The following is a 10,672-nucleotide window of genomic DNA, read 5'->3' on the forward strand; positions in this document are numbered from 1 at the left end:
AAGTTAAACCGGACAGCAGTGGCACAAGGCCGAGGATCTGCCGCCCCATCGGCCGGAGGTGGATGCTTGGAACTGACGAAAATAGGGATTTCGCTCACTTTGTCAGAAGCCTGAAAGTCGAGTGCAGTGCCTCCGCTCCTTGCAGAAGATCTGCCCTCCATTTTTGGGGTGAACTGTTCCGAAAACAGTCTTATCTCGGAATCTATAGTCTCCGATAACAAAGATTTAGATGCCGCTATGCTATCTCTGTTCTCGCCCACTCATGGGCGAGGGGAACGCATATATGAAATCGAAAGTCTCTGGATTGATCGCGCTTGCCGCCGCGGTCATCGCCGCTTCTGCCGTGCCGTCACATGCCGAGGATCTGAAATTCCAGCTCACCAACGGGACCAATTCCGTTCTGACGCGCTTCTACAGCTCGCCGACCGGCGTCAACAGCTGGGAAGAGGACGTCTTCGGCGAGAACGTTCTCAATCCGGGCGAGACCGTCAACATCACCATCGCCGATGGCCGCACCGTGTGCAAATACGACATGCGCTTCGAGTTCGACGAAAATTCGGACCTCGACACGACCGAAGATACGCAGGACCTTTGCGAGCTCGGCAGCTACACCATCCACGAATAAGCATCCTTGACCGACGCCCGCCTTCGCTTGGCCGGAGGCGGGCTTTCATTCCCGATCGCATCGGCGCTCGCCACATCGGCGCTTGTCACCCCGCCCGGCTGCGCGTATCAGCGGATGAAGCGTCAATTCAAAGCGATAGAGCGCCCTGTTGATCAGCGGCGCTCCGATGCCGGGAGGATCAGGTGAGCGCAAGACGGTTTCTGTCGATCGGTGAATGCATGGTGGAACTCTCGCAGGCAGGCGATGGCCTGCTGCGCAAAGGTTTCGCTGGCGATACGTTCAACACCGCCTGGTATGCCCGCGCCTGCCTCGGCCCCGACTGGTCGGTCGATTATTTCACGGCGCTCGGCGACGACGCCATGTCGGACGAGATGGCCGCCTTCATCGACAAGGCAGGTATCGGCACCAGTCTCATCCGCCGCATCAAGGGCAAGACGCCAGGCCTTTACATGATCAGCCTGAAGAACGGCGAGCGCTCCTTCAGCTACTGGCGGGACAGTTCGGCCGCCCGCAGCCTGGCTGCCGATCCCGACCTGCTCCGCGAGGCGGTGGAAAGCGCCGATCTGATCTATTTCTCCGGCATCACTCTTGCCATCCTGCCGCAAGAGGATGCCGCGACGCTGCTTGCCGAAATCCGCCGCGCCAAGGCCGCCGGCAAGCTCGTCGTCTTCGACCCGAATATCCGTCCCCGTCTCTGGTCGAGCTACGACGTGATGCACGCGACGATCAGCGAGGGCGCCCGCTCCTCGGTGATCGTCATGCCGAGCTTCGACGATGAAGCCGCCCATTTCGGCGACGATTCCATCGAGGCGACGGTCAATCGCTATCGCACGCTCGGCGCCACCCATGTCGTGGTCAAGAACGGTGCTGATGGCGTCAGGTTGAATTTCGCCGGCCAAGATAGCTTCGTTCCGGCCGAAAAAGTCGAGACGGTGGTCGACACGACAAGCGCCGGCGACAGTTTCAACGGCGCCTTTCTGGCATCCTATCTGGAAACGGGCGATGCAACCGCTGCTGCCCGTTTCGCCGCAGGGGTCGCGGCCCGGGTGGTCAGTGAACACGGCGCGTTGGTGGCAAAGGAAAAGCTCGGCTTGAAGGGCGGCTAAGCCCGCGCATGACGCCGGTATACGAACGCCATGCGCGAGCGTTCCCCGCCTTGTCGGCATCTTCGCCCCGGTGAGGGGAATAAGACGTCAGGACTTCGTCGGCCGATCGGGCTCGCGAACCGCCTCGTCATGATACCAGCAGCTGTCGAGCGCCGCGTCGCAGATATCGGCTGCTTCACGCTCCATCAGCCGGGCGCGTTCGAACCGGCTGGCGGCGCGCGCCGCCTTGACCGGGAACTGGTAGATCGTTGCGGATTCACGATGGAAACCGGTAGGCATGAGATCGCCTCCATTCGAGTTCGGCGCATCAACATCAAGGCCGTGACCATAGCATGATGCACATAGTTTATGCAAATTGCACAATTTGTGTGCATTAATATATTATGATTGATCAATATGCTGTCTCTGCCGAGAGCGTCCGCCTAATTGTTCAACACTTCATCACTTCTGGCTAACGCTGAAATTTTCATCCGGTTCCAAGGCGGAAAATCGGTTTTCTCCCGGATGATACGGTCTTCCACCGCCAAAAATGGACCGTTCTCGGGAAAGAAAAATATGCGTCACCGCGCTGATTTTCGATTTTTCTTCCGCCGGCAGCCAAACTGGCACGCTACATGCTTCGATAAGCGCATCCCCTGGCGGTTGGATGCGCTGATGCGCCGAGATCGTCTCCGGATTTGCTCACCTTCGTAGCATTTGAGAGAGTCACGATGACAAAATATAAGCTCGAGTATATTTGGCTCGATGGGTACACTCCGGTACCGAACCTGCGTGGCAAGACGCAGATCAAGGAATTCGACGCATTCCCGACGCTGGAACAGCTTCCGCTCTGGGGTTTCGACGGTTCGTCGACCATGCAGGCCGAAGGCCGCAGCTCCGATTGCGTGCTGAAGCCCGTCGCCATCTATCCCGACCCGGCCCGTACGAACGGCGTTCTGGTCATGTGCGAAGTCATGATGCCCGATGGCGTCACGCCGCACCCGAGCAATGCCCGCGCGACCATCCTCGACGATGAAGATGCGTGGTTCGGCTTCGAGCAGGAATATTTCTTCTACCAGAACGGCCGTCCGCTCGGCTTCCCCGAGCAGGGCTACCCGGCTCCGCAGGGCCCGTACTACACCGGCGTCGGCTATTCGAACGTCGGCGACGTCGCCCGCGAAATCGTCGAAGAACATCTCGACCTCTGCCTCGCTGCCGGCATCAACCACGAAGGCATCAATGCCGAAGTGGCCAAGGGCCAGTGGGAATTCCAGATTTTCGGCAAGGGCTCCAAGAAGGCCGCCGACCAGATCTGGATGGCGCGCTACCTCTTGCAGCGCCTGACCGAAAAATACGGCATCGACATCGAGTATCATTGCAAGCCGCTCGGCGACACCGACTGGAACGGTTCGGGCATGCATTGCAACTTCTCGACCAAGTACATGCGCGAAGTCGGCGGCAAGGCCTATTTCGAAGCGCTGATGGCCCAGTTCGAAAAGAACCTGATGGACCACATCAACGTTTACGGCCCGGATAATGACAAGCGCCTGACCGGCAAGCACGAGACGGCTCCGTGGAACAAGTTCAGCTACGGCGTTGCAGACCGTGGCGCCTCGATCCGCGTACCGCACTCCTTCATCAAGAACGACTACAAGGGCTATCTGGAAGATCGCCGCCCGAACTCGCAGGGCTGCCCCTACCAGATCGCTTCCCAGGTACTGAAGACGATCTCGGAAGTTCCGCTCTCCGGTTCGGCTTCCGCTGCAGCCTAACCTCCCAAGCGGCGCCGGCCTCCCCGCCGGCGTCGTCTCTTTTTGAGCCTCAGAGGCTCTCTTCCTCCCCGACATAATTGCCGGCTTCACGGTGTTAAGCTGCTGTAACTGTTCATACAGCGCTGTAATATTTCCATCATGCTCATGCCTCAAAATAAAGAGGCGGGAATCGCCATTCCGGAACCCCGCTAAGGGGTAGAGCGTTGCCAGATCATCGCAACGCGGATGGAAATCGTGACATGCTGCAACGTCCGGCAAACACTCACAGCGGCGAGACCTGGGCCAAGGCTGCTTCCGCCGGCAATCTGCCGGAACGGCTGGTGATCGTCACCGACGCCTGGCATCCGCAGATCAACGGCGTGGTGCGCTCGATCGAGAATACCAATCGCGAGCTGGCGAAGATGGGCGTCGAGGTGTCGATGGTGACGCCGGAGCGCTTCAACAGCATTCCCTGCCCCACCTATCCCGAGATCCGCCTGTCGATCGCCAGTTACCGCCGCATCGCCCGCGAGATCGAGAAGCACAATCCCTCCTACATCCATATCGCCACCGAAGGGCCGCTCGGGCTCACCGCCCGCCGCTGGTGCCTGCGCAAGCGCATGCCCTTCTCCACCAGCTATCACACCCGCTTCCCGGAATATGTTTCCGCCCGCCTGCCGATCCCGCAGAGCTGGCTCTACGCCTTCGTGCGCTGGTTCCACAATGGCGGCGCCGGCTGCATGGTCGCGACACCGAGCCTTGCGCGCGAGCTGTCGGCCCGCGGCATCAAGAACCTGATGCCCTGGACCCGCGGCATCGACGCCGCGCAATTCCATCCCATGCCGCTCGAGGAAGAGCCCTTCGGCCTTCCCCGTCCGATCTTCATGACGGTCGGCCGGGTGGCGCTGGAAAAGAACCTGCCGGCCTTTCTCGATCTCGACCTGCCCGGCTCGAAGGTCGTCGTCGGCGACGGCCCGGCGCGCGCCGAGCTGGAGCAGCGCTATCCCGACGTGCACTTTACCGGCGTGAAATTCGGCGAGGATCTGGCAAAAGCCTATGCGCAGGCCGACGTCTTCGTCTTTCCCTCGCTCACCGACACTTTCGGCAACACCATCCTCGAAGCGCTCGCATCGGGCGTGCCGGTCGCCGCCTACCCGGTCACCGGTCCCCTCGACATCATCGGCGAAGACAGCGAGGTCGGCGCCCTCGATGCGGACCTGCGCACTGCCTGCCTTGCCGCCCTCTCCGCCTCGCGCGAGAAGGCCCGCGCGCTTGCCATGCAATATTCCTGGGAAGCGGCGACGACGCAGTTCATCAACAACATCCGCGCCGCCAATGGCGTCATCACGCCGAAATGGAAGAAGGCCTGGCAGTTCGCCAAGTCGCTTCCGAGAAGCAGAAAGCCCGGCGAAACCGCCGGGCCTTTGCCGTCCTCGGACTAAAGCAATTCCAGCAAAAGTGTGAAGCGGTTTTGCCAGGCAAAGCGCAAAGCGCTTTTACCGGGAATTGCGTGAAAACAAGAGCTCCGAACAATTTACTTGTGAAGCGCGCTGCGAAGCGTGTCGTTCGCGACCTTGATCGCACTGCGGACCGCCGGCGTTTCGGTAATCGCATTCAGCAGCACGAAGTCGTGGATCGTACCGTTGTAGCGGATCGAGGTGACTTTGACGCCGGCCTGGCTGAGCTTGCGGCCATAGGCCTCGCCTTCGTCGCGCAGCACGTCGTTTTCATCGGTGATGATGAGAGCCGGTGGCAGGCCGTTGAGCTGCTCGAGCGATGCCTGCAGCGGCGAAGCCGTCGGCTCCTTGCGCTTGGCCTCATCGGGCAGGTAGGCGTTCCAGAACCACTTCATCGCTTCCTTGGTCAGCCAGGGGCCATTGGCGAACTCATTATAGGAACCATTGTCGAAATTGGCGTCGGTGACGGGATAGAACAGCACCTGCTGGTCGATGGCGGGGCCGCCGCGCTCCTTGGCAAGCAGCGTCACCACGGCCGCCATGTTGCCGCCTACGCTGTCGCCGGCGACCGCAAGCCTGCTGGCGTCGACCTTGAATTCCTTGGCATGTTCGGCGACATATTTGGTCGCGGCATAGGCCTGCTCGATAGCCACGGGATAGCGGGCCTCCGGCGAGCGTTCGTAATCGACGAAGACGACGGCGGCATCCGCACCGTTCGCGATCTCGCGCACCAGCCGGTCATGCGTGTCGGCATCGCCCAGCACCCAGCCGCCGCCGTGGAAATAGAGAATGACCGGCAGCGCGCCCTTGGCATGCTCGGGGCGGACGATCCGCAGCTTGATGCTTCCGGTCGGGCCTGATTTGATGACCTTGTCCTCTTCCTTGGCTGCCAGCTTCTTGACATCGCCCCTCTGCGCACCGGCCAGCACGTTGCGGGCATCGGCAGGCGACAGCGTGTAGATCGGCTTGCCGCCGGCCAAGCTATCGATGAACCTCTGCGTTGTCGGCTCGAGCACCGGGTCGGCAAGCGCGCCGACTGCGGAAGCTGCCAGGAGTGCCGCTGCGGAAACTGCGGTCTTGATGGTCGACATTGTCTTGTCCTCTCGCTTTTTCGATGTTCATCGTGAACACGGCTTTTATATCGCGCACGATTATTTATTGGACAATTTAAATTTCGACATGCCAGCCATGCATAAAAATCGCTTCCGATTATTTATCGCACGATATAAAGTCGATCGGTTTTGGAGATGCCCTATGCAGGATCCGCTGAAGCTCGACGATTTCATCTGCTTTGCCGTCTATACGGCGAGCCACGCGCTGAACCGCGTCTACAAGCCGCTTCTCGACACACTCGGCCTCACCTATCCGCAATATCTCGCCATGGTCGCGCTATGGGAGCAGGACGGCCAAACGGTCGGCGGCCTCGGCGAAAAGCTCTTCCTGGAATCGAGCACGCTGACGCCGCTGCTCAAACGCCTGGAAAACGCCGGCTATATCAGGCGCGAACGCAGCCGCGAGGACGAACGCGTCGTCGTCATTCGCTTGAGCGAGGAAGGCATTCGCCTGAAGGAAAAGGCGATCGGCATCCCCGACTGCATCGTGGAAGCGAGCGGCCGTAATGCGGCGGATCTCACTCGGCTGCAGGCCGAGATCGTGGCACTGCGCAAGGCGTTGGATAAGCGCGTGGTTTAGATTTAGGGCGATCGACAGGTCTTGCCTGGCACAACGCAAAACGGATCTTCCGCAAGACGCCAACCGGCGCCGCTAAGTCCGCTTCTTCTTCGACTCGTACGGATTGTCCGGCGAACGGAAATGAATCCGGATCGGCACGCTCGGCATGTCGAAATCGGCGCGCAGCCCGTTGATCAGGTAGCGCGTATAGGATTCCGGCAGCGCGTCCGAGCGGGTGCAGGAGATCATGAAGGCCGGCGGGCGGGCTTTGACCTGCGTCATGTATTTCAGCTTGATCCGGCGGCCGGAGACGGCCGGTGGCGGATGCTGGATCTGCTGCGTCTCCAGCCAGCGATTGAGCCTCGCCGTCGAGATGCGCTTGTTCCAGACCCTGTCCGTGTCGATGATCGACTGCATCAGCTTGTCGAGCCCCCAGCCGGTCTGGCCGGAGATCGGCACGGCGCGGATGCCGCGCGCCTGCGGCAGCAGCCGGTCGGTCTTTTCGCGCAGGTCGGCAAGCACTGCCTGCCGGTCCTCGATCATATCCCACTTGTTGAAGGCGAGCACGGCGGCGCGCCCCTCGCGCAGCACGAGGTCGACGATCTGCAGGTCCTGCTTCTCGAAAGGGATCGTCGCGTCGAAAACAATGACGACGGTCTCGGCGAAGCGGATGGCGCGCAGCGCATCGGCAACGGAAAGCTTTTCCAGCTTTTCGGTCACACGCGCCTTGCGGCGCATGCCTGCGGTGTCGAACATCTTGATGGTGCGGCCGCGCCAATCCCACTCGACCGAGATGGAATCGCGGGTGATGCCGGCCTCCGGCCCGGTCAAAAGCCTGTCTTCACCGAGGAAGCGGTTGATCAGCGTCGATTTGCCGGCATTCGGGCGGCCGACGATCGCCACCCTGAGCGGCTTGGTATCGTCATAGACGGGCTCTTCGTCCTCGTCCTCACCCTCGCCGGCAGACTCGGAAATGTCGACGTCGGTGACGGCGACATCCTCCTTGGCATAGGCCCGCTCCTCGCCGATCGCCGCGACGATCGCGTCGCGCAGGTCGATCATGCCCTGCCCGTGTTCGGCCGAAATCGGCGTCGGCTCACCGAGGCCGAGCGTATAGGCGTCGTAGAAGCCGCTGTCTGAACCGCGCGCCTCGGATTTGTTGGCGACGAGCACCACCGGCTTGCCGCGCCGGCGCAGCATTTCGGCAAGCGCATTATCGACCGGCGTCAGACCGTTCTTGGCGTCGACGACGAAAAGCGAAAGATCCGCCTCGTCGATCGCCGCTTCCGTCTGCGCGCGCATGCGGCCCTGCAGGCTTTCCTCATCGGCCTCTTCGAGGCCGGCCGTATCGATGATGGTGAAGTTCAGGCCCATCAGCCGCGCTTCGCCCGGCCGGCGATCGCGGGTCACACCCGGCGTATCGTCGACGAGCGCGAGCTTTTTGCCCACCAGGCGGTTGAAAAGCGTCGACTTGCCGACATTCGGACGACCGACGATGGCGACCGTGAAGCTCATTCTTTTTCCTTAAGCTTAGCCCTGCGCGGCGGGCGCCTTGCCGGATGCGGTAATGAGATCAAGCATCATATGGGCGCGGTTGGCAACATTGCGCGGGCTGTCGGCATCGTCGGCGATCGACTGGAACCATTGCCGGGCCTGCGCCATGTTGCCGGCCTTGTAGGAAGCAAGACCAAGCGCTTCGCGCGCCGAATGGCGGAAGGCGTTGCCCGGCACGGCCATTTCCTCGATCGCGGCCGAAACCTGCTCGTAGGAGCCGTTCTCGATCAGCAGCCAGCCGGCGCGCATTTTGGCGGCGTCGCGCACGGCGGCCGGCACGCTGTTGTCCTTGCCGATCTCGTTGAAGGCGGTGATTGCCGCGTTGGCATCGCCCTTCTGCGCCTGGACGGTTGCGGCCCGCATGCGCGCCAGCACCGGATAGGCGCCATGGCCTTCCTTTTCGAGCTTGTCGAGCGCGGCCAGCGCCTCGTCGTTCTTGTTCTCGTCGGCAAGCTTCATCGCCGCCAGGAACTGGTCGCCGGCACCGGAGGAGCGGGTATCGTCCCAATATTCAAAGAGAACCTTGCCGGCGGTGCCGACGACGATCAGGATGGCGACGACGATGATATAGCGGCCGAACCGGCGCCAGACGCCCTTCATCTGGTCGGACCGCAATTCCTCATTGACTTCACGGATGAAGCTGTCGTCGTTGAATGCCATTCTCGTCTCCGGCCGCGGAAATACCCACACACTATGCAGGATGCATATTGTCGGGCCTTCTACTCCATTTTGCCGCGGTTGTAAGGGGGATATGAAAGATTCGTCACATCACGAGCGGGGAAACTCCGATCAACCATTCGTGCAGCTTCCAGATGATCAGCGCCCAGACGACGATGCCGATGACGATGGCATAGAGATCGTACTTGGCGGAGACGAAGGGCCGGAGCGAAATTTCGCCGGCCCGCTCGCGGCGTTTCAGCGAAATGCGCAGGATCACGCCCCAGGCGAGGAACGCCGTAAACAGCAGGACCGACGAGGTCTCGCCATTGGCGAGAAGATGCGCCAGCGCCCAGATCTTCACCGACAGCACCATCGGATGTTTGGTCTTCGTCGCGATATGCCCCGCCGGCAGCAGCGAGGCGACGAGACAGATCATCGCGATCAGCATCAGCGTGATCGCAATATGCGCCGTCCAGACCGGCGGATTGTAGAGCATGCCCGTCACCTGACGCGCCTGCCCGAACCCATAGATCAGCAGGATCAGCGTCGCCAGACTCGCAATCGAATAGCCGACCCGCCATCCCCGTTCGCCGAGGCTTGCAATCATCGAGCGGCGGAAGCCGGGGGCCACCACCCGCACCAGATGCACACCGAGAAAAAGTATGATGCCGACGATGAGCAGTACCATTGCGGTCCCTTCCTTGCAGTTTGTCATGACTTAGCGGCTGACGCGAAAAAATACCAGTTGAGACCGCAGCTTCGCCGCAATTCTATCGGAGGGAAGCCGCGAACAAATTGTCGCGGTGCCCATGTCTCGTCCTCTCCTCGTCACCTGTCTGGCTGCCTCGTTCCTTCTGCCTGCAATGGCAGAGGCGGCAGACCGGCCGAAGCAGCTCGTCATCGTCTCCTTCGACGGCGCCCACGACAATGCGCTCTGGCTGAAGAGCCGCGAGATGGCCGCCAGGAATGGCGCCCACTTCACCTATTTTCTTTCCTGCACTTTCCTGATGAACGAGGCGGCGAAGAAGGCCTATCAGGCGCCGCACCAGAAACGCGGCAAATCAAACGTCGGCTTTGCCCAGAGCGACGACGAGATCCGCGAACGCCTCGGCAATATCTGGCACGCCCATCTCGAAGGCCACGACATATCGAGCCATGCCTGCGGCCATTTCGACGGCCGGCAATGGAGCGAAGCCGACTGGTCGGCCGAATACGCAACCTTTCACGCGACATTGAAAAACGCCTGGAAGAGCGTCGACCTCGAGGAGCCGGCCGGCTGGCAGGACCTCGTCGATCACGGCATCAAGGGCTTTCGCGCGCCCTACCTCTCCGCCACGGCAGGCGCCGATATGATCACCGCCGAAAAGAAGGCGGGCTTCACCTATGATGCGAGCCTCGTCACCAAAGGCCCGGCCATGCCGGTCGAGGAAGACGGCATCATCCGCTTCGGCCTGCCGCTGATCCCCGAGGGGCCGGGCGAAAAGCCGATTATCGGCATGGACTACAACCTCTTCATCCGCCATTCCAAGGGCGAGGAAGACGCGGCGGATTCGAAGGAATTCGAAGACCGCGCCTACGCCGCCTTCTCCCAGGCCTTCGAACGCCAATATGACGGCAACCGCATCCCCCTCCAGTTCGGCTTCCACTTCGTCGAAATGAACGGCGGCGCCTACTGGCGCGCGCTGAACCGCCTGGTCAGCGACGTCTGCCGCAGAGCCGACGTCGCCTGTGTGAGTTATTCGGAAGCGATCCCGATGATCGAAGCACGCGGCAAACTGCAGCAGACGTCGGGGCTGTGACGGTGTTTTAAAAATGAGGGGTAGTGCCGTTTAGCCCCCTTGCATGTTCAATTTGCGCTGATTGTTGGAT

General features: G+C 61.2%; 11 protein-coding genes. 6 read left to right on the forward strand and 5 right to left on the reverse strand.

Annotation, left to right across the window (positions count from 1 at the left end; all coding sequences use genetic code 11):
• The first annotated feature begins 283 nt into the window (after positions 1-283).
• Positions 284-625: a hypothetical protein gene (locus tag CO670_RS31890; RefSeq protein WP_097593997.1), complete on the forward strand. Its 342-nt coding sequence runs from the start codon at positions 284-286 to the stop codon at positions 623-625.
• Between the two features lie 182 nt (positions 626-807).
• Positions 808-1,731, forward strand: a complete 924-nt coding sequence (locus CO670_RS31895; protein WP_097593999.1) for a sugar kinase — start codon at positions 808-810, stop codon at positions 1,729-1,731.
• An 87-nt stretch (positions 1,732-1,818) separates the two neighbouring features.
• On the opposite strand, the gene gstI is transcribed toward CO670_RS31895, so the two are convergent.
• A complete protein-coding gene (gene gstI / locus CO670_RS31900) occupies positions 1,819-2,010 on the reverse strand; it encodes a glutamine synthetase translation inhibitor GstI (protein ID WP_097594000.1) in 192 nt (63 codons plus the stop codon).
• 431 nt (positions 2,011-2,441) lie between these two features.
• Between gstI and CO670_RS31905 the strand changes: the two genes are divergently transcribed.
• Positions 2,442-3,482, forward strand: a complete 1,041-nt coding sequence (locus tag CO670_RS31905; RefSeq protein WP_038690487.1) for a glutamine synthetase beta-grasp domain-containing protein — start codon at positions 2,442-2,444, stop codon at positions 3,480-3,482.
• A gap of 239 nt (positions 3,483-3,721) precedes the next feature.
• Positions 3,722-4,903 carry a glycosyltransferase family 1 protein gene (locus tag CO670_RS31910; RefSeq protein WP_097594001.1) on the forward strand — a complete coding sequence of 394 codons (1,182 nt, stop codon included), beginning with the start codon at positions 3,722-3,724 and terminating at the stop codon, positions 4,901-4,903.
• Positions 4,904-4,995: 92 nt separating this feature from the next.
• Here CO670_RS31910 and CO670_RS31915 read toward each other — a convergent pair whose 3' ends face one another.
• A complete protein-coding gene (locus CO670_RS31915) occupies positions 4,996-6,009 on the reverse strand; it encodes an alpha/beta hydrolase (RefSeq protein ID WP_097594002.1) in 1,014 nt (337 codons plus the stop codon).
• Positions 6,010-6,172: 163 nt separating this feature from the next.
• Between CO670_RS31915 and CO670_RS31920 the strand changes: the two genes are divergently transcribed.
• A complete protein-coding gene (locus CO670_RS31920; protein WP_097594004.1) occupies positions 6,173-6,610 on the forward strand; it encodes a MarR family transcriptional regulator in 438 nt (145 codons plus the stop codon).
• A 72-nt stretch (positions 6,611-6,682) separates the two neighbouring features.
• On the opposite strand, the gene der is transcribed toward CO670_RS31920, so the two are convergent.
• From der to CO670_RS31935, 3 genes are all read right to left on the reverse strand, one after another.
• A complete protein-coding gene (der, locus tag CO670_RS31925) occupies positions 6,683-8,104 on the reverse strand; it encodes a ribosome biogenesis GTPase Der (RefSeq protein ID WP_097594005.1) in 1,422 nt (473 codons plus the stop codon).
• A 15-nt stretch (positions 8,105-8,119) separates the two neighbouring features.
• On the reverse strand, positions 8,120-8,803 hold the full coding sequence (locus CO670_RS31930; RefSeq protein ID WP_097594006.1) for a tetratricopeptide repeat protein: 684 nt from the start codon (positions 8,801-8,803) through the stop codon (positions 8,120-8,122).
• A gap of 103 nt (positions 8,804-8,906) precedes the next feature.
• Complete coding sequence (locus CO670_RS31935) at positions 8,907-9,491, reverse strand: NnrU family protein (protein ID WP_097594007.1); 585 nt, start codon at positions 9,489-9,491, stop codon at positions 8,907-8,909.
• A 121-nt stretch (positions 9,492-9,612) separates the two neighbouring features.
• On the opposite strand from CO670_RS31935, the gene CO670_RS31940 reads away from it, so the two are divergent.
• Positions 9,613-10,602 carry a polysaccharide deacetylase gene (locus CO670_RS31940; protein ID WP_097594008.1) on the forward strand — a complete coding sequence of 330 codons (990 nt, stop codon included), beginning with the start codon at positions 9,613-9,615 and terminating at the stop codon, positions 10,600-10,602.
• Positions 10,603-10,672: the final 70 nt, after the last annotated feature.

Source organism: Rhizobium sp. J15, assembly GCF_002531825.1.
Taxonomy (GTDB): domain Bacteria; phylum Pseudomonadota; class Alphaproteobacteria; order Rhizobiales; family Rhizobiaceae; genus Rhizobium.

Coding starts and splice junctions, on each gene's coding strand:
- CO670_RS31890 (WP_097593997.1), top strand. CDS start 284: ATGAAATCGAAAGTCTCTGGATTGATCGCGCTTGCCGCCGCGGTCATC.
- gstI (WP_097594000.1), bottom strand. CDS start 2,010: ATGCCTACCGGTTTCCATCGTGAATCCGCAACGATCTACCAGTTCCCG.
- CO670_RS31905 (WP_038690487.1), top strand. CDS start 2,442: ATGACAAAATATAAGCTCGAGTATATTTGGCTCGATGGGTACACTCCG.
- CO670_RS31910 (WP_097594001.1), top strand. CDS start 3,722: ATGCTGCAACGTCCGGCAAACACTCACAGCGGCGAGACCTGGGCCAAG.
- CO670_RS31915 (WP_097594002.1), bottom strand. CDS start 6,009: ATGTCGACCATCAAGACCGCAGTTTCCGCAGCGGCACTCCTGGCAGCT.
- CO670_RS31920 (WP_097594004.1), top strand. CDS start 6,173: ATGCAGGATCCGCTGAAGCTCGACGATTTCATCTGCTTTGCCGTCTAT.
- der (WP_097594005.1), bottom strand. CDS start 8,104: ATGAGCTTCACGGTCGCCATCGTCGGTCGTCCGAATGTCGGCAAGTCG.
- CO670_RS31930 (WP_097594006.1), bottom strand. CDS start 8,803: ATGGCATTCAACGACGACAGCTTCATCCGTGAAGTCAATGAGGAATTG.
- CO670_RS31935 (WP_097594007.1), bottom strand. CDS start 9,491: ATGGTACTGCTCATCGTCGGCATCATACTTTTTCTCGGTGTGCATCTG.
- CO670_RS31940 (WP_097594008.1), top strand. CDS start 9,613: ATGTCTCGTCCTCTCCTCGTCACCTGTCTGGCTGCCTCGTTCCTTCTG.